This is a genomic window from Marinomonas sp. TI.3.20, from assembly GCF_038155025.1.
Taxonomy (GTDB): domain Bacteria; phylum Pseudomonadota; class Gammaproteobacteria; order Pseudomonadales; family Marinomonadaceae; genus Marinomonas; species Marinomonas flavescens.
In genome coordinates this window covers 151,582-169,075 of the sequence record NZ_JBAKAS010000005.1, presented here as the reverse complement: position 1 = coordinate 169,075, position 17,494 = coordinate 151,582, and the positions used below count along the sequence as shown (strand labels likewise).

Annotated in this window: 16 protein-coding genes; 7 read left to right on the top strand and 9 right to left on the bottom strand. The window is 41.6% G+C overall.

What is annotated here, in order from left to right:
• Positions 1-6 precede the first annotated feature (6 nt).
• Positions 7-618 carry a uridine kinase family protein gene (locus tag V6259_RS07695; protein ID WP_133013416.1) on the bottom strand — a complete coding sequence of 204 codons (612 nt, stop codon included), beginning with the start codon at positions 616-618 and terminating at the stop codon, positions 7-9.
• Between the two features lie 348 nt (positions 619-966).
• Between V6259_RS07695 and V6259_RS07690 the strand changes: the two genes are divergently transcribed.
• The 3 genes from V6259_RS07690 (at position 967) to V6259_RS07680 (ending at position 3,550) form a co-directional block, all read left to right on the top strand.
• Positions 967-1,548, top strand: coding sequence for a uridine kinase (locus tag V6259_RS07690; RefSeq protein ID WP_341584076.1), 582 nt, complete (start codon positions 967-969; stop codon positions 1,546-1,548).
• 36 nt (positions 1,549-1,584) lie between these two features.
• Positions 1,585-1,914 (top strand): DUF3392 domain-containing protein, encoded by a 330-nt coding sequence (locus tag V6259_RS07685; protein WP_133013248.1) that lies wholly within the window; start codon positions 1,585-1,587, stop codon positions 1,912-1,914.
• A gap of 262 nt (positions 1,915-2,176) precedes the next feature.
• A complete protein-coding gene (locus V6259_RS07680) occupies positions 2,177-3,550 on the top strand; it encodes a glyceraldehyde-3-phosphate dehydrogenase (protein WP_341584075.1) in 1,374 nt (457 codons plus the stop codon).
• Between the two features lie 39 nt (positions 3,551-3,589).
• Here the strand turns inward: V6259_RS07680 and V6259_RS07675 are convergent, their stop codons facing one another.
• Positions 3,590-3,754, bottom strand: a complete 165-nt coding sequence (locus tag V6259_RS07675) for a hypothetical protein (protein WP_341584074.1) — start codon at positions 3,752-3,754, stop codon at positions 3,590-3,592.
• A gap of 538 nt (positions 3,755-4,292) precedes the next feature.
• Here V6259_RS07675 and gcvA point away from each other — a divergent pair.
• Positions 4,293-5,255, top strand: coding sequence for a transcriptional regulator GcvA (gcvA, locus tag V6259_RS07670; RefSeq protein WP_133013244.1), 963 nt, complete (start codon positions 4,293-4,295; stop codon positions 5,253-5,255).
• Here gcvA and V6259_RS07665 read toward each other — a convergent pair.
• From V6259_RS07665 to V6259_RS07655, 3 genes are all read right to left on the bottom strand, one after another.
• A complete protein-coding gene (locus V6259_RS07665; protein ID WP_133013243.1) occupies positions 5,235-6,008 on the bottom strand; it encodes a TSUP family transporter in 774 nt (257 codons plus the stop codon). The genes gcvA and V6259_RS07665 overlap by 21 nt on opposite strands.
• A 130-nt stretch (positions 6,009-6,138) precedes the next feature.
• The gene (glpD, locus tag V6259_RS07660; protein ID WP_133013242.1) at positions 6,139-7,638 is read right to left on the bottom strand and encodes a glycerol-3-phosphate dehydrogenase; all 1,500 of its coding nucleotides are present in this window, start codon (positions 7,636-7,638) and stop codon (positions 6,139-6,141) included.
• A 195-nt stretch (positions 7,639-7,833) separates the two neighbouring features.
• On the bottom strand, positions 7,834-8,607 hold the full coding sequence (locus V6259_RS07655; RefSeq protein WP_341584073.1) for a DeoR/GlpR family transcriptional regulator: 774 nt from the start codon (positions 8,605-8,607) through the stop codon (positions 7,834-7,836).
• 165 nt (positions 8,608-8,772) lie between these two features.
• Here V6259_RS07655 and glpK point away from each other — a divergent pair, with 165 nt between their 5' ends.
• Positions 8,773-10,260, top strand: coding sequence for a glycerol kinase GlpK (glpK, locus tag V6259_RS07650; protein ID WP_133013240.1), 1,488 nt, complete (start codon positions 8,773-8,775; stop codon positions 10,258-10,260).
• A 152-nt stretch (positions 10,261-10,412) separates the two neighbouring features.
• Here glpK and V6259_RS07645 read toward each other — a convergent pair whose 3' ends face one another.
• The 3 genes from V6259_RS07645 to V6259_RS07635 all read right to left on the bottom strand — a co-directional run bounded on the left by V6259_RS07645 (position 10,413) and on the right by V6259_RS07635 (position 13,040).
• Positions 10,413-10,928 carry a DUF501 domain-containing protein gene (locus V6259_RS07645; protein ID WP_133013239.1) on the bottom strand — a complete coding sequence of 172 codons (516 nt, stop codon included), beginning with the start codon at positions 10,926-10,928 and terminating at the stop codon, positions 10,413-10,415.
• A 9-nt stretch (positions 10,929-10,937) separates the two neighbouring features.
• Positions 10,938-11,348: an energy transducer TonB gene (locus tag V6259_RS07640; RefSeq protein WP_133013238.1), complete on the bottom strand. Its 411-nt coding sequence runs from the start codon at positions 11,346-11,348 to the stop codon at positions 10,938-10,940.
• A 240-nt stretch (positions 11,349-11,588) separates the two neighbouring features.
• Positions 11,589-13,040 carry an aminotransferase-like domain-containing protein gene (locus V6259_RS07635; protein WP_341584072.1) on the bottom strand — a complete coding sequence of 484 codons (1,452 nt, stop codon included), beginning with the start codon at positions 13,038-13,040 and terminating at the stop codon, positions 11,589-11,591.
• 216 nt (positions 13,041-13,256) lie between these two features.
• Between V6259_RS07635 and V6259_RS07630 the strand changes: the two genes are divergently transcribed.
• Entirely contained in the window at positions 13,257-15,233 is a 1,977-nt protein-coding gene (locus V6259_RS07630) for a methyl-accepting chemotaxis protein (protein ID WP_341584071.1), read from the top strand.
• An 84-nt stretch (positions 15,234-15,317) separates the two neighbouring features.
• Entirely contained in the window at positions 15,318-15,797 is a 480-nt protein-coding gene (locus V6259_RS07625) for a peroxiredoxin (RefSeq protein ID WP_133013235.1), read from the top strand.
• A 167-nt stretch (positions 15,798-15,964) separates the two neighbouring features.
• On the opposite strand, the gene V6259_RS07620 is transcribed toward V6259_RS07625, so the two are convergent.
• Positions 15,965-17,275, bottom strand: coding sequence for a methyl-accepting chemotaxis protein (locus tag V6259_RS07620; RefSeq protein ID WP_341584070.1), 1,311 nt, complete (start codon positions 17,273-17,275; stop codon positions 15,965-15,967).
• Positions 17,276-17,494: the final 219 nt, after the last annotated feature.

The following is a 17,494-nucleotide window of genomic DNA, read 5'->3' as shown; positions in this document are numbered from 1 at the left end:
AGGCGCTTATTTAGCGCCTTTTTCTTTGAGTAAAAAATCGATATGACTGCGTAATAGGTTAGCCGCATTGGTGAAACTTTTATTATTCGGAATAATAAAGTCTGCTTTTCCCCGAATATCGATGGTTTTTAATGACGCTTGACGGACGTGACGCATATAGCGACTTGTCACTTCATTTACATTGCGACCGCGCTCAGCGATGTCACGCTTAAGGCGACGAACAATGGCAATGTCCATGTCAGTATCGACATAAAACAGATAGTCTACAGCATCACGAATACCTGCATCTTGGAACATCATGTGACCTTCGACGAGGACGATATGTGTTGGCTCAAGGTTTCGGTAACCTACGCGTTTGTGCTGTGAATGGTCATACTCAGGGATTTCATTTGGCTGCTGTCGGTTTTTGCAATTATGAATGGCTAACGTTAAGCTCTCTATGTCCAATGAGCTTAAGTCATCAAAATTGTAGACATCAGGGTCTATACTGCCGCATCCGTTATAAAAACTGTCCTGGCATAAAACAGTGATTTTATCACCTTGGCCTTCGGCTAATAGTGAACAAAGTCGGCTTTTTCCACTGCCAGATACCCCTGTGATGCCAATAACAAGCGCCATGTATTACCTCAGTCAATAAATTGATGCGTCTCTCAATATGAGAGGCTTGAATGGCGGAGGATATTAGCAGATTTTCCTAGCCTCTGCTTGTCTTGAATCTAGAAAATTCGGTGTACTTATTAACCAGTTTAGCTTGTTTTTAGGGTAAGTAAATGAGGCATGTCTTTTGCTTTAAGGGGCTGCTGGAGTCAAAAAGTCATATAATAGTAACGCGGCTAAGGTAATCTTAGTGGCTAGTTTGAGTGCGAGTAAAATTGAATTCTTGATCGCTAAATTCTATCAATGTACTGTTCTATTTAGCCGCTTATAGCAGGATTGGTCGTTGTGTCTTTGAAAGGGAATGTATTGATGTTTAAGCGTTTTATTTCAATTGTTTTGTCTGTATTTATTTTGTTTTCTTTATCTGAGGTCAGCTTTGCCGCTGATAACTCAACTGATCGTCAAACAACACCAATTGCAGAGCAAGGTGCTGAGTTATTTGGCTTAAAAGTGAATAATCTGAGTAAGGAGAGTCTTGAAAAACGCCTTGCGACAATGGGGTTGCAGCCTTATCCATCTTATAAAAAGGATGTAGCGACGTACAGTCTGGGCCCTGATGGGATTCTGGGCGTCAAAGAGTTGAGCATTGCCTTTAATGACGACGACTACCTTATAAAAGCAACGATGTCAGGTGTGGTGAAAAGTAGTGAAAAGCGTCAGTCACTTGGGCGTTTACTGGTAAAAAAATATGGTACGCCTAATATTGGTTTTGTACGCAATGGTTATGGGCGGGCAAAATGGGTTTTTAAGGATGGAACCTATGTAGAGCTCCACAATACGACCTTTAATGTATTGGTTATCTACGTGGACCAGCAACCGAAGGTGCCTTCAGAGTCCGGACAAATTGACGTAGAAGCTTTGTACGAGAAAAATGAACAATCTAAACCTTAAATAAAGCACTCTCTAAAATATTGAAATAGTAGAAAAATGATAATACTGGATTTAAATGTACGTTTTGCTCATTTCATGCAACCTCACTTGCATGAAATATCTCTGGCAATAGTCGCAACTTGTCTCGTTATTTATGGGGATAAAGTGAATGGTTTCTTAAAACGAGCGATTTCTTCTTGGATGTTTGTTGCCCGGGTGATGGCCTTTATTTTGATGTGTACTTTTGGTTATGGCCTACTGACATTATGGAGTCAACCATTGGTGTATTGGCTAATTTCTCAGGTCGATTATCTTTATAGGCCTCTTCTGGTTGTGAGTTGTTTCTGTTTATTAGGCGTTTTAGCAGAGCGAAAGCGTAATTTATAAAATAATTCATGAAACTTTCTCTCTTTTCTTGTTATCAAATTACGGAATTTTGCGATCATTTTTAATTTTGAAGGATCGGATTTGATGGCAATGTAGTAAACTTTCTAGCCTTCTTTTTTAATTTCGTTATTTCCATAACAAAAGCTACTAAATACCCGTTTTTAAAGGTTTTTTGTAGTCTTGTTTCAGTTTGTCTTCCTTTCAAAGTGTCTTTAAACTTGCCCCATATTGATGAAACAGCGTCTTTTTTCGGGGGCAAAAAATGACAAGCACTTGGCTACAAACTCTTTCGCAAGTTGAATCCATGATTCCTTTATTAGGAAAACTTGGTCGTGAAAAAGCAATAAAAGTTCAGCTTACAGGGCAAACCTTAATGGCAGATTCTGTTACTGGGCTGATGGCGCTTTTTGATAAGCATCCAGAATTGGATCTTGTACAGGTGTATCAGGTACTCGAAGAGATACTCAGTAGTGATGTAAGCCAAACGGTTGTTGAACTAGAAGATTTGCTTGCTGAAGCAGATGTTGCTTCATTGTTAGCGGCACAGCCAGATACCGGTGTTGAAACACCTGTCGTTCTATATGGCTTTGGTCGTATCGGTCGTTTATTGGCTCGTCGTATGTGTATGTTGGGTAACACAACACCGGGTATGAAATTAGCCGCTATTGTTGTTCGTAAGGCGTGTGATAATGACTTGGCTAAGCGTGCAAGCTTGCTTAAATACGATACTGTTCATGGAACCTATGAAGGTTTAGTAAAAGTTGATGAAGAGCATCAAGCTTTAATTATCAATGGCTCTCCTGTGAAAGTGATTTACTCATCAGATCCTGCTTCTGTCGATTACCAAGCTTACGGCATCGATAATGCCTTACTTGTTGATAATACAGGTCGCTGGCGTGACCGTGATGGTTTAAGTGTACACTTGAATCGTCCAGGTATTGAGCGAGTAGTATTAACGGCGCCGGGTAAAGAAATGAAAAACATTGTCTTTGGTGTCAATGATAGTGATGTTACTGCTGATGATCGTATTGTCTCGGCGGCGTCTTGTACGACGAATGCAATCACTCCGATTTTGTCAGTATTAGAAGACAAATTTGGTATTGTGTCTGGTCATGTTGAAACCGTGCACGCTTACACCAATGACCAAAACTTAATTGATAATATCCATAAAGGTGATCGTCGCGGTCGTGCTGCGGGCATGAATATGGTGATGACTGAAACGGGCGCGGCAAAAGCTGTTTCTAAAGCGATCCCTTCTTTAGAAGGTAAATTGAGTGGCAGTGCGATTCGAGTCCCAGTGATCAATGTGTCTATCGCTGTATTGAGCTTAAATCTAAAAACAGCGTCATCTGTTGAAGAGATTAATACCTTACTTAAATCTGCATCAGATAGTGCGGAACTGACGGGTCAAATTGGATACAGTGCAGAAGCTGATGCAGTAAGCTCCGATTTCATCGGCTCTCAGCAGGCTGGTATATTAGATTCATTATCGACAAAAGTGCGTGGTAACCAAGCGACATTGTATGTTTGGTACGACAACGAATACGGCTACAGCTGTCAAGTGGTTCGATTGATGGAAAAACTGGCACAAGCCAATTTATTGAGTGAGCAGTTAGTCGAAGATAAAGCGGCTTAGTCGCTACTCATTAAGCTAGCATCTTAAAAGGCTAAGGGGTTAATTCTCCTTAGCCTTTTGCTTTATCCAATGAATGAAATTGGCCGCTTGAGGATTGTTAAGAGTTCGTTTCGGGTAGGTGAGGTAATAGGCCTCGCCTAAAGGTAAGCGAATATCAGACAATGGAATGAGCTGCCCAGTTTCCAGCTCATGTTTTATCATCATATTTTGTCATAACAACAAGCCTTTGCCTTTCACCGCCGCATCAATCGCCATACTGGAAAGGTTAAAGCGTTTGTGATCTTGCTCGAAAAGGTTTTTTTAAGTAAAAAAAAACCGGACAAAGTCCGGCTTAAACAAAAGTAACTATCTACTGCCTGGCCATATTCTGTGGGAAATACGGCAAGACAGCACTCAAAGCATGCCTGTGGGGGCATGGATTGAGCAAGGAGTTAAATACAGTTAGGGCTGTATTTAAGGGTCATACTAGGTCGCTGTTCAACCTAAGAGATGACGCCATTTTAGTTTTTTGATGTGTATTTTCAAACGATATAAATTGGTTTATAGCATTAGTATGGCTAATGCTATAATCGTTTAGTATTGATAAAATGAACTTCTAGATATTCTACGTTTAATTCTAATAAGACTATGTTTTGTAAGGAAAAGCTTAGTGCTAAATTGAATTCTTTGATGTTTAATTTTATTTAATGAATGTTTTTAAAAATATTTGCAGTAGCTGACGTGTCTTTAATACGAGATTATTATGAAAATTATTCCACTGTATGGGTTAGAGACTTTTGCTATTGCTGCGCGCCATTTAAGTTTTACAAAAGCAGCGCAGGAATTAAGCCTGACTCAAGGAGCGGTAAGTCAGCAAATTCGACAATTAGAAGAGCGTTTAGGGCTAACGCTTTTTATTCGCCATCATCGCCGCTTGGAGCTTAGTGTGGCGGGCGCTCGGTTAGCGGTTCAGGTGAATCACAGCTTTACCGAGATCAGCACACTGATTAGTGATTTAAAAGAAGAGGAGTCGTCAAATATATTAACGATCTCCGTCATGCCGTCGTTTGCGACCAAGTGGTTAATTCCTCGACTGGGTAGTCTGCAGGAAAAATACCCTGATCTGCAGTTGCGGATTCAAGCCGACGATCGGGAAATGAATTTTCAACGAGATCGTATTGATGTCGCCATCATTCATAGTTATATGCTTGGCCGGAACAACGGTTATGTTGTACCGCTCATGAAGGATAAGGTATTTCCTGTCTGTAGCCCGGCATTTGCCAACGATAGAATGCTGCAATCACCCAATCAACTTGCGTCTGTTCCATTGCTTAATGATGACTCAGAATGGCGTTTTTCTAGCCCGTATGCAGAATGGGATAAATGGCTGCAGTTGGTGAAAGCACAAGGGGTTAAGCCTTCACGTGGTATCAGTTTTAACCGCGGTGATTTGGCTGTGCAGGCTGCAATTGCTGGTCAAGGCGTTGCGTTGGGAAGAACGCCATTAGTCATGGATGATATTCAGCAAGGGCGCTTAGTCCAGCCGTTTCCAGAATCATTGGACGAAGGGAACGCTTATTTATTTTCTTGTCCTGAAGTGCAGCGTCAGCGCGAGGCCGTTCAGCAATTGCTGGCTTGGTTAGTCGAAGAATGTTTCGCTTATTCATCGCTAGATTGCCTAACAACACCAGATGACCTTATTAAGCTAGGTATTACTCCAGAGTAGTTTTACCGACATCGCTAAGCACATAATAATGACCATGGGACGAATTAATTTAGTCCCTTTGGTGATCACGAGTCTAGAGCCAATTTGTGCCCCAAACCACTGGCCTAATGCCATGGCAATACCGAGTGCCCAAACGATATGCCCAGTGAAAGCAAACATTAAGAGTGAGGCGCCGTTGCTAGTCGCATTCAATATTTTAGTGTGAGCGGTAGCTGCTACTAAAGTGAACCCCATAAAGCATAAATAAGCAGTTGAAAAAAATGCCCCTGTACCCGGACCAATAAGACCGTCATAAAAACCAATACTTGTCCCAATTAACACTGCGAATTGCACGTGTGTCAGTGATATTTTGCTAGCGATATATGGTTGTAATTTGGGCATAAAGAAAAAAAACAGAGCAACGGCAATTAAGATAATAGGCACGGCTTTGAGTAGTAATCGACTGTCCAGATAGGAAACAAGTAGCGTTCCTGTGATACTGCCTATCGCGGTCATTATAATGGGCAGCCACATCTCAGACAGTTTAACTTTTTTTGTTTTAATAAAGTGATAAGAAGAGGATAGGGTGCCTGCACAGCCTTGTAATTTATTGGTGGCCAATGCCTCTACGGGAGAAAGTCCAGCAGCCAAAAGAACAGGAACCGTAATTAACCCGCCTCCACCGGCAATAGAGTCAACGGTACCGGCCAAGAATGCTGCGGCAAATAGGGCAAGGTAAACCCATAATGAAACATCGAAAATCATAAAGTCCATGTTGGAGACAATTCCTAGTAAGCTACAGAAATGAGACGTTGGCAGGCTTGGTGTTTGTTACTTAGGAGTAGACCAAAAAAAGTCCACTTAGACAACATCTTAAGTGGACTTCGATAGTATTCAGTGAAGGTTAAGCTGCGTTTTCAAACCTTTCTTTAAGATAGCTTTCCAAAGAAGTTGTTTGCTCTGGTGTAAATTCAAGCCCCAACTTTGTTCTGCGCCATAGAATGTCTTCTGCAGTATGCGCCCACTCATGCTCAATCAAGTAGTCTACTTCTGCTTGATATAATTCACCGCCAAAGTGTTTGCCTAGCCCTTCCTGTGACGTAACCTTATTCAATAATGTATTGGTTAAGGTGCCATATGCCATGGTAAAGCGTCGTGCCATATGAGCTGTCAGGAACGGATATCTTTTCTGAATTTGCAAAGTAAAAGCATCAAGAGACATAGACAAGTCACCGCCTGGTAAGGCTTTTGAGTGTGTCCATGCTTCTCCCATAGAAGGGAAATAAGGCGCCAAGTGCTTCATAGCAGATAACGCTAATTTACGATAAGTGGTTATTTTTCCACCGAAAATGCTTAATAATGGCGCTTTATTATCCTCATCATCTAAGTGCAATGTGTAGTCACGAGTTACGGCAGAAGGGTCTGATGACTCATCTTCTAATAACGGACGAACACCTGAGTAACTCCAAACAATGTCTGCAGGGGTTAATTGCTTTTTAAAATGCTGATTGGCTACGCCAAGAATATATTGGGTTTCTTCTTCAGAGATTTTTACTTTGTCAGGGTCGCCATGATATTCCACATCCGTTGTGCCTATCAGTGTGTAATTTTCACGATAAGGGATGGCAAAGACAATGCGTTTATCTGTGTTTTGCATAATGAAAGCATTAGAGTGCTGATAAAGTCTCGGCACAACAATATGACTGCCCTTGATCATGCGAATACCGTAGGGCGGTTTTAGATCCATTTGTGTTTTGATAAAAGAAGATACCCAAGGTCCAGCGGCATTGACGAGTGCATTCGCTGTGATGTCTTGAGATTCTTTCGTCATTTGATCTTCAAGCGTAATGTGCCATTTTCCATTTACACGTTTGGCTGATGTGCAGCGCGTACGAGCATATATGTTGGCGCCATTTTGTTGGGCGCTCAAAGCATTGATCACGACTAATCTTGCATCATCTACCCAGCAATCTGAATACTCAAATCCTTTAGTAATGTCCTTTTTTAAAGGGCTGTCAGCGCCATATTTAACGCCTTTAGATCCGGCCAGCGTTTCCCTTTTACCTAGATTGTCATATAAAAATAAGCCAATGCGAATTAGCCAAGCAGGTCGTAGATGAGGTCGATGAGGCATTTGAAAGCGCAATGGGGTAACAAGGTGTGGCGCTATTTTTAATAGTACCTCACGCTCGGTGAGTGCTTCTCGAACCAAGCGGAATTCATAATGTTCAAGGTAGCGTAATCCACCATGAATCAACTTACTACTTGAGGAAGACGTCGCATGAGCAAGGTCGCCCATTTCACACAATCCAACATTTAAGCCGCGTCCTGCTGCATCGGCAGCGATGCCTGTTCCATTGATGCCGCCGCCGACGACAAATAAGTCAAAATGTGTTTGTGCCATGCCTTGCCTCATTAATTATTTCGGTTTTTACGTCTTCATTTTCGAAAACGAACATTAATGTTCGATATTAGACCCTGATATGCACGATGGCAAGTCGTTAATTAAGGTTTTTAAAAGGTATCGAGGCAAAAAATAAGCAAAGAGAAATAAAAGCAGCCGACTAGAGGTAAAGGCTGCTTTTATTATGGAGAAGTATTAGTTTTGTGAAGAGCACAGTTCTAGACGTACTTGGTGTTCTTTCATTAATTCAAGAATTGGTTTTGGTGGCTGCTCTTCGGTAAATAAGCGATCCACTTGGGTTATATTCCCCAATCTTACTACTGCATTTCGTCCAAATTTGGCGCTGTCAGCGGCCAAAAAAACATTGCGTGAATTAACGATAATGCTTTGTGCAACACGAACTTCTTGATAATCATAGTCAAGTAATGAACCATCATTTGGGTCGATACCACTGATGCCGATAATGCCGTAATCGACTCGGAATTGACTAATGAAATCAATGGTCGCTTCACCCATAACGCCACCATCGCGAGAGCGGACGGTACCGCCAGCAATAATGACAGTGAAGTCTTCTTTGCCGCTAAGAATAGCCGCGACGTTTAGGTTGTTCGTGATGACCTGTAGACCTTGATGGTTTAGTAAGGCTCGTGCAACAGTTTCTGTCGTTGTGCCTATGTTGATAAACAATGAGGCATTATTAGGTATTTCGGCGGCGATTCTTTTAGCAATTTGTTCTTTGGCTGATAGTTGCAATATTTGTCGTGTAGCGTAGGCCACATTGGTTGTACTAGAGTCGTAACTTGCACCGCCATGGTGACGACGGATCTGTTCCGCTTCGGCAAGCGCATTGATGTCGCGGCGAATGGTTTGAGGCGTCACAGCAAATTTGTTGGCCAATTCATCAATCGTCACGTAGCCTTTTTCTTTAGTAATCGCGACTATTTTCTCTTGGCGAGTTTGTTGCCCCATCTTTATACATACTCCTAAAAAAGTTTACTGCTTGCTAAAGAAGCCTAGATTGGTTTTTAATACGTCATATTCATATCTGAACATCAATGTTCAAAATGACAAAAATACAAGTTCACTGGTGTTGTTTTCGTTGCCAGGGGACTGAGACATAAAAGAGTACTCTCTATGAAAAAATATATTCTTGCAATCGATCAAGGAACTACAAGCTCTCGTGCCATTTTATTTGATGAATTAGGTCAACGAGTTGGGCAGTCACAACAAGAATTTCCACAGCATTTTCCGCACGATGGTTGGGTGGAACATGATCCTGAAGATATATGGAGCTCAACGTTAAGTGTGTGCCAGTCTGTACTTAAGGATACAGGTATCGATGCCAAATCGGTAGCCAGTATTGGTATTACCAATCAGCGTGAAACCACGCTGCTTTGGGATATAGAAACAGGTGAGACGGTTTATAATGCCATTGTTTGGCAAGACCGGAGAACCAGTGAGTTTTGTCGCATGCTTCATGACCAAGGCTTAAGTGAAACAGTCCAAGATAAAACAGGCCTGCTTATAGACCCTTACTTTTCTGCGACTAAAATTCGTTGGGTATTGGACAATGTTGAAGGTGCTAAAGATAAGGCAAAAGCTGGAAAGTTAGCGTTTGGCACTGTTGATAGCTTTTTATTGTGGCGCTTAACCAAAGGGCAGTCTCATAAAACGGATGCGACTAATGCGGCACGTACCATGGCATTTAATATACATACTCAAGAATGGGATCAGGAATTGATTCATTCTTTAGGTATTGAGGATGTCCTGTTACCAGAAGTGATGGATTGCAGCGCTGATTTTGGCGTTATTGACGAAGAATGGCTCGGTGCGAGTATTCCTGTTAATGGCATGGCTGGCGATCAGCAAGCTGCGCTAGTCGGGCAAGCATGCTTCAAACCTGGCATGGTGAAAAGCACTTATGGTACTGGCTGCTTTCTTATATTAAATACCGGTGATAAACCATTACGTTCAGAAAATAAGCTATTAACAACAGTAGGTTATCGACTAAATGGAAAAGTAACATATGCTTTAGAAGGCAGTATATTTGTTGCTGGAGCCGCTATTCAATGGTTGAGAGATGGGTTAAATCTGTTTAAAGACGCGAAAGAGACGCAAAGCTTGGCGAAACAAGCTCTTAATGGCGATTCTGTGTATTTAGTGCCTGCGTTTACTGGCTTAGGTGCACCTCATTGGGACCCGGATGCTAGAGGCGCGATGATAGGGCTAACGCGAGACACCAGCGTTGCGGATATCGTTAGTGCTGGATTGAGGTCTGTGTGTTATCAAACCAAAGATCTAGTCGGTGCTATGGCGCAGGATGGCGCGACGTTTCGCTCGTTGCGAGTAGATGGCGGCATGGTGATTAATGATGTCATGGTGCAATTCTTGAGCGATTTATTAGAAGTAGAGGTTGAACGTCCTAAAATTACGGAAACAACCGCATTAGGCGCCGCGTATTTGGCTGGATTGCATGTCGGTATTTATACCTCACTCGAGGCCATTACAGAATTATGGCAAGCGGAGAAACATTTTGAACCTAGTATGGAGAAAGGTACGGGTGAAAAATTGTATGCAGGATGGCAAGAAGCGGTGAATCGAGTTCGTACCCGACCTGAATAAGCCTGTAAGTGTATTGATGCTCTAAATACTCTGGGTGACTAAGTCTAAACAATAAAGCCAAAATAAGAGGTGTCTTATTTTGGCTTTTCTATTGCTATGATTTATACCAAACATTTGACCTTAGCGTAGATAACGGTCTATTTCGGTGCAAATTATTCTGCGTCAGCGATTGCTCTAATGCCGTATTCTTCATCAAGAATGCGACCAATCACATTATCACCCGCTAAATGATGGGCATATTGCATGTGTAGGCAACGTACTTGATCCCAGTTCCTAATGCCGCCAATGCCAAGCTCTTCGAACAATGGTTTAAAGCCTTTCTCTTCAAGGATAGCTTTATGCTCGTCGTTCATTGCTGCCCAGCGGCGAGCAATGTAATCACGATGAGAGTTATGGTGCGCTTCTCGCAATACTTCATCGTCTTTAATTCGTTGCTCTAGTTCTTTTACAACACCTTGGCTTTCGATTTTAGCCAACGCTTTATCAATCGCTTTACTCGATAACCAATACAATGTCGGGAAGGGCTGATTAAACACCCATGTTTCCATTTCGAGAACTTGAGGGATTTGATTTGGAGAGTAATGAGCAATGGCACTGATACCACTAGGCGTACGGCCAAGTTGGGTGGTGATAATATCAATATCACGTTGAGAAAGAGGTTGGGTCATAGCGGTCTTTTAAATAATGAATGCAGGAAAAGAGGCGGCGAATTTCTGAATCCATTCAGCAGCGGCCTCATTATAGTTAAGGCGGCGGCCTTGTGTTTTTGCTTGACGTCGGTAATGTTCTATTTGAGAAAGCTGTTCAACCATACGAACACAGTAACATTCGTCTTTGATTGGGAATTCAATTGCAATTCGGTATTCACCTACTTCATTACAGCACGAGACGACGCGTCCAGTGACACAAAAATTAGGATCAATTTCTTGAAGGGTAATACGCACTGAGCGCCCACGTTCGAGATGTTGGGCGGCAAGGTAGGTAATTCCGACGAACCCATCCCTTTCTTCCATTAAAGTCGGAAAGGCTTGATCCTCTATGAGAGTTATCTCTAAAGGAAGTTCTTTCGGATGTGCAACAAATTCCATCGCAACGAGCCAGTTAATTCAAGTATTAAAGTTATCGGCCACAAGGGCAGAGTGTTTAAAAAAGAATGCGAATTGTACGCTTTTCGTTCGGGCTGTACAGACGAATTTTAAGATGTCAAAACAGACTTTCATAACCTCAGCTTATAAGAAAGATATCTCTCTTGAGACGCTATTTATGAGTAATTCATTTTCACTGCTTTTGTCACTAAAAACACCTTTTAAATCATATGTTTCTGTTAATTATGTCGTGAACTGGGTGTAAATGTCGTTATCGGTCAATATGTCGTTTTGCAGTGTATGTACTAGTTTCCCTAGTTCTAAAAGCGCATTTAGGTTTTTTTGATCCCAAATAACAGCATAATTCAGTCTAAAGTGATGAGAAAACTGATTAGAAAGACCGAAGGCTAGACCTGGTAGTAAGCCGATTTGCTCAGTTAGTGCTTCTTGATGAAGCTGCATAGCATTAATGGTTTCAGGGAGAGTCACCCAAAGCAAGAAACCACCACATGGGTTGGAAACTTCTGTGCCCTCAGGAAACGTCTCAAGAACGAGGGCTCGACAGCGAGCTAAATTAGCTTGGTAGGCTTGTCGTGTTTTTCGTAGATGACGATCGTAAGCGCCGTGTTCTAAAAAGTTGGCGATGGCAATTTGAGTGATAGTAGGAATGGCAAGAGACTGAACATAAGCATAATGCTCTATCTCATTACGAAACCTCCCGCCCACAATCCAGCCGATTCTAAACCCCGGCGCTATGCTTTTTGAAAAGGAGCTGCAATAAACAACACGGCCTTCATGGTCGTCAGCTTTTAATGCTTTTTCACGTTTGTCTTGATAGCTCAATTCTCCATAAACATCATCTTCAATCAAAATAATGTCATGCTCGTTAGCAATTCCTAGCAGTGTTCTTCTAGCTTCACTGGAGAGTGTTGCTCCGGTTGGATTTTGGTTGTTTGGGGTCACAATGCAGGCTTTGATGTCCCATTGTCGAGCGGCTTGTTCAAGCAGTGTCAAATCTATCCCATGCTGTTCTGAGCAGGGGATTTCTATTGCTTTAAGATGGAGTACTTCAATGGCTTGTAATACGCCATGATAGGCAGGGCTTTCTATGGCAATAGTGTCGCCTGGTCGTGTGATTGCTTGAAGAGCCAGCATGATGGCATTTTGGCACCCGAGTGTGATGGTGATGTCATCGGGCTGAAGGCGACATCCTGTATCAAGCATTCGGATGGCGATTTGTCGGCGTAAGTTTAATGAGCCAGGTGTGAATTCATAGCTTGCACAAATCTCTGGCTCTGTGCGCATCAAGCGCCCAACGGAGCGCTGTAGTTGTTTAAGTGGTAAAAATTCACTTTGTGGAATGGCTGCGCCAAATGGCGCGATGTTTGCATCTTGAGATGCATGTAATAGCCGGTTTAGTAGCAGGTGTATATGGCCATCGTATTTTTTTGGGGATATTTGCGTTGCTTCCGTCGTAGGCTGATTGGTTTGAACAAAATAGCCTTTCTGCGGACGCGCTTTAATGATGCCTTTGTCTTCTAATACGCTATAAGCTTGCATGACAGTAGCAATGCTGACGTTGAATTGTTTACTAGACTTTCTGACGGAAGGGATGCGTGTATTGGGCAGAAAAGTACCTTCGGTAATGTGTTTTTCTATTTGTTCTGCCACTTTTTCGTAAAGAAGGTGATCCATAATGATAGGCAACGTCGGTTCGCTATTGTGACCTGAATTTAACAGATCCTTTTGTGGAAGGAAATTAACGTTCGATTTCTAGCAGATGTTTGTTTTTAGTGTCACAGCACAAAAAAGATAATAATTCGCTTGGTATAATCTGTCTAATAGGTCAGTTTTCTGCCAATATATAGTCTGTTTTTAGTATGAAGTACACTCAATTTTTAGAGGTTGGTTATGTCATTATCTGTTATCCAGAGGATCCTGTTGGGCTTTGGCGTTCTATTGTTACTATTGTTGGTGATTGCCGCTTCAGGTTTTACAGGGATTAACCAAGTAGAGAAGAATCTGGATGAAATAACGGGTCATGTGGCGAAAATCACGGCCTCCAGCAATGAATTAAGCCATGACTTATCATTAGCCAATTCAACAGTTCTACAGTATTTGTTAAGCAAATCACCGTCAGCATTAAGTGGCTTAAAAAAATCCTTCGAGGAGCAACAAACAGCTCTCAATACCTTGTCAGATACGCTGCAAAAACAGGTGAGTAATGACACGGAAATGTCTGGGCTTTTGCAAGACGTGAATAATGAGGTTCAGCTTTTTTATAAGTATACAAAAGTAGCGTTTGCGAACCATCAACTGATGCTTACAACACAAGCAAAAATCCCAGATGAGAAGTTTGATCTTAAGGATGACTTGTCTTATACCATTGATGATCTTAAGGCCATAGAAGAAGGCGATGGATCACAACAATCTAAATTTGCGGCTGCTTATATACGCAGTCGTTTAGAAAGTCTTCAGGTATCGATTGATGATTATTTTGATACTAGAAGTCTAAAAGATCTGAAAAATATGATTGAAACCATGTCAAAAGCGTTTGTCGGGCTTGATGATAAATTAAGTTATTTAAATAACGGAGATATTAAAGAGTCTATCGATACGGTAAGTCATGAAATTCAAGGTAAAGACAGCGTGATTAATCATTTCTATGATTACATGCGCTTAAGCCAAGAATCAGAAGTATTGGCTAAACAGCTATCAGGTAGTATGAACAAAGTAGATGCGTTGTCTGAAAAGCTACTTGTTAGCACAACCGCGATGCGAAACCAAGTAGAGCTAGATGCTAAAGAAACATCATCGTTTTCTACTATTATGATAGGTACTGTTTTACTCATCTCTATCATTATTGCTGTTTTAATTGCTATCTGGGTGAGCCGTAGTATTCGTACTCCCTTGAATGAAGTAATGAATGTGCTGGGTAAAATATCGGAAGGTGACTTCACACAACGCAGTAATGTGAAAACGAAAGATGAGTTTGGCGACTTATCCCGCTGGGTTAATAACCTAGTAGCAAAACTTCAAAAGGTCATGGTGGAAATAGACAAAGCTTCTAATAACGTCTCAGAATCGGCACAAAATAACGTTCGCTTGTCTGGTGAAACGAAAATTTTGATGCGCTCACAAAACGATCAAACATCCAATGTGGCAACTGCAATGACCGAAATGGCGGCAACAGTTCATGAGGTTGCGAAAAACTCAGAAATCACATTAAGCCAAATTCAACATGTGGATCAGCGAGCAAGTGAAAGCCGCGAACAAATGAGCCGTAATGTAAAAGAGGTTGAGCGTCTTGTTGAGCAGCTTGAGCTATCCACAGAAGTGGTAAATCAACTCGATGAATATTCGCAAAATATAGGTCGCATTTTGGTGGTGATCCAAGAAATTGCTGAACAAACTAATTTGTTAGCCCTAAATGCCGCCATTGAAGCCGCTCGAGCGGGAGAACATGGTCGTGGTTTTGCCGTTGTTGCGGATGAGGTCCGAACCCTTGCTACACGAACACATAGCTCAACAGAAGAGATTCAAAGTGTTATTAATCAGCTGCAACAAGGGGTGAAAAAGACAGTATCAAGTATGAAAGAGAGTCGTGATAGCGCCTATTCTAGTGTTGAAGATACTCGAGCTGTCGGCCTTGCCATCAATGAACTACAAAGCGGTATGACAGAAATTCGTGACTTAAGTACTCAGATCGCCACGGCCGCAGAACAGCAATCGCTGGTGGCTCAAGATATCAGTAAAAGTGTTCATGAAATCTCCGATATGTCTGACCAAGCAACACGCAGTGCCGATCAAAGTGAAAAGGACAGCGAGGGACTTTCTGATTTGGCAACGTATCAAAAGCAGCTACTGGCACAATTTAAAATTATTTAATGAATGAATATTTAAAATATAGACTCCTGACTTTAAGTGTTTTTCATGTAATATATCGCCATTATTACTTTGTGGAGAAAATATATGGCTGTTCAAGTTGGGGATATGTTGCCTAATGGTCAGTTTCAGGTCATGGGTGTAGAAGGCCCTGAAAGTGTTGACGTGACTGAATTTTTCTCAGGAAAGCGAGTGCTTATGTTTGCTTTGCATGGTGCGTTTACACCGACTTGCAGCGCGAGCCATCTACCTGGATATATTGTTCATTACGATGCGTTTAAAGAAAAAGGTATCGACGAACTAATGTGTTTATCTGTGAATGATGTTTTCGTTATGAAAGCATGGAGTGATGCTAACAATGCCGAAAACCTTGTGATGGCAGCGGATGGTTTAGCCGAATTTACCTGCTCTCTTGGTTTAGAATTAGATCTATCAGCAGCAAAGATGGGTGTTCGCAGTCGTCGTTATGCGATGCTAATTGACCACGGAATAGTACAGAAACTTTGGCTTGATGAGCCAGGTGAATACAAAGTTAGTTCAGCTGAATATGTATTGACACAAATCTAGAACATAATGTTGAAGTAATCGTAAAAGCCGCTATTTGAAGCGGCTTTTTTGTTTTTAGTACAAATGATTAGTTGTCAAAATTATAGCGATCATGCCGGCTCGAAAATTATTGAACCTGCACCATACAAGAGAGTAGTAATATAGTCTTTATCCACCTAATCCCCTTATTAGGTAGAGCTTTTTAGTAGTTTATCAACGGTTTCTGACACATGCTCTGCGCCAGCTAAAACCTCATTGATGATGTCGGCTGCTTGGCTTATTAATTGCGCACTGTCGCTCGAATAGTCCCGAATGCTGCTCATGCTATTTTTTGCTTTGCGGGTAAGTTCGCTATTTTGTGCCACCATGGTTTCTATCTCAACGGTAGAAGTACTGGTGCGTGACGCTAGGGTTCTGACTTCATCGGCGACCACCGCGAAGCCTCGTCCATGTTCACCGGCTCGTGCAGCTTCAATGGCGGCATTCAGCGCTAATAAATTCGTTTGATCTGCAATCGAGGCAATGGTTGTTACAATTTTTGCAATGTTTTCTGATTGGCTGTTTAGCTGCTCGATTAATGTTGTAGATTGATTGACCTCATTGATGATTTTATTCGAGGAGCTGACCGTATCCTGCAAAATTTGCACACCGTTTTCAGATACTTTGGCTGTTTGAATTGAGGTGCTGTGGGCGACTTCTGCGGCACTTTGTACTGCCATTTGAGCCAATACGCGTTCGCTAATATCAGAGGCTAATTTTACTACTTTTATGACGTTATTTTGATCATCAAAGATGGGGTTATAGCTGGCTTCTAACCAGACTTTATTACCTTGTTTATCAAGGCGTAAAAACTGCCCTGTTTTGAATTCTCCTGCAGCCAATTCTTGCCAAAAATTTGGATGCGACACATAAAAATCATCTTGGCAGAACATTCGGTGATGTTTACCAATGACTTCTTTTTTAGAATGGTAGCCCATGGTACTTAAGAAATTTTTATTAGCGTATTGAATCGTGCCGTCTGGTAAAAACTCAATGAGAGCAGAGGAACGATTAATGGCGGTATAAACGGCCTTTTGATTATCTGCTTGGTGTTTTTCTTTGGTAACATCATTGGCCGTTTTGATGATTTTAATGATTTCCCCGTCTAATTCGATAGGGACATAAGTGGCTTCTAACCAGATATCAGAGCCATCTTTGCGCTTGCGTTGAAAGGTGCCTTTTTGGCTTTTTCCTGCTGCTAAATTTTGCCAAAACTGTTTGTACTCTGCGCTGTTCGTTAGGTTATCAAGACAAAACATGGAATGATGTTGGCCTTTGACTTCTGTTAGTGTGTAACCTGTAGCATTCAGGAAAAGAGGATTCGCTTCTATAATTTTACCATCAAGGGTGAAGCTGATCATCGCGCAGTGTTTTTGTAGTGAGTTGATGAAAGCGCGATTAGACTCCGCAAGGGCTTGCTGCTCAAGGGCAGCCGCGTTGTCTTTTTTGTTAAAAAACATAATTATCCTTTTTACTTCTATGATCAGTAAGTTTTATTACTTTTCCTTGTAGGCTGATTCCTACATTACAGCTAAGTAGTATAAAAAAATTTTAGTGTGATTGATGCTGGTTTTTTGTTTAGAAAGGTGACTTGAAAAATTGATATTGATTAGAAAATGATAAAATACCGACTTTTTAGATATTTTGGTTACTTATTGTTACAAAGCAAGATGCGCTTC

What these genes read in the sequence shown, in the direction of transcription:
- V6259_RS07695 (WP_133013416.1), bottom strand. Translation starts at nt 618, where the DNA reads ATGGCGCTTGTTATTGGCATCACAGGGGTATCTGGCAGTGGAAAAAGC.
- V6259_RS07690 (WP_341584076.1), top strand. Translation starts at nt 967, where the DNA reads ATGTTTAAGCGTTTTATTTCAATTGTTTTGTCTGTATTTATTTTGTTT.
- V6259_RS07685 (WP_133013248.1), top strand. Translation starts at nt 1,585, where the DNA reads ATGATAATACTGGATTTAAATGTACGTTTTGCTCATTTCATGCAACCT.
- V6259_RS07680 (WP_341584075.1), top strand. Translation starts at nt 2,177, where the DNA reads ATGACAAGCACTTGGCTACAAACTCTTTCGCAAGTTGAATCCATGATT.
- V6259_RS07675 (WP_341584074.1), bottom strand. Translation starts at nt 3,754, where the DNA reads ATGATGATAAAACATGAGCTGGAAACTGGGCAGCTCATTCCATTGTCT.
- gcvA (WP_133013244.1), top strand. Translation starts at nt 4,293, where the DNA reads ATGAAAATTATTCCACTGTATGGGTTAGAGACTTTTGCTATTGCTGCG.
- V6259_RS07665 (WP_133013243.1), bottom strand. Translation starts at nt 6,008, where the DNA reads ATGGACTTTATGATTTTCGATGTTTCATTATGGGTTTACCTTGCCCTA.
- glpD (WP_133013242.1), bottom strand. Translation starts at nt 7,638, where the DNA reads ATGGCACAAACACATTTTGACTTATTTGTCGTCGGCGGCGGCATCAAT.
- V6259_RS07655 (WP_341584073.1), bottom strand. Translation starts at nt 8,607, where the DNA reads ATGGGGCAACAAACTCGCCAAGAGAAAATAGTCGCGATTACTAAAGAA.
- glpK (WP_133013240.1), top strand. Translation starts at nt 8,773, where the DNA reads ATGAAAAAATATATTCTTGCAATCGATCAAGGAACTACAAGCTCTCGT.
- V6259_RS07645 (WP_133013239.1), bottom strand. Translation starts at nt 10,928, where the DNA reads ATGACCCAACCTCTTTCTCAACGTGATATTGATATTATCACCACCCAA.
- V6259_RS07640 (WP_133013238.1), bottom strand. Translation starts at nt 11,348, where the DNA reads ATGGAATTTGTTGCACATCCGAAAGAACTTCCTTTAGAGATAACTCTC.
- V6259_RS07635 (WP_341584072.1), bottom strand. Translation starts at nt 13,040, where the DNA reads ATGGATCACCTTCTTTACGAAAAAGTGGCAGAACAAATAGAAAAACAC.
- V6259_RS07630 (WP_341584071.1), top strand. Translation starts at nt 13,257, where the DNA reads ATGTCATTATCTGTTATCCAGAGGATCCTGTTGGGCTTTGGCGTTCTA.
- V6259_RS07625 (WP_133013235.1), top strand. Translation starts at nt 15,318, where the DNA reads ATGGCTGTTCAAGTTGGGGATATGTTGCCTAATGGTCAGTTTCAGGTC.
- V6259_RS07620 (WP_341584070.1), bottom strand. Translation starts at nt 17,275, where the DNA reads ATGTTTTTTAACAAAAAAGACAACGCGGCTGCCCTTGAGCAGCAAGCC.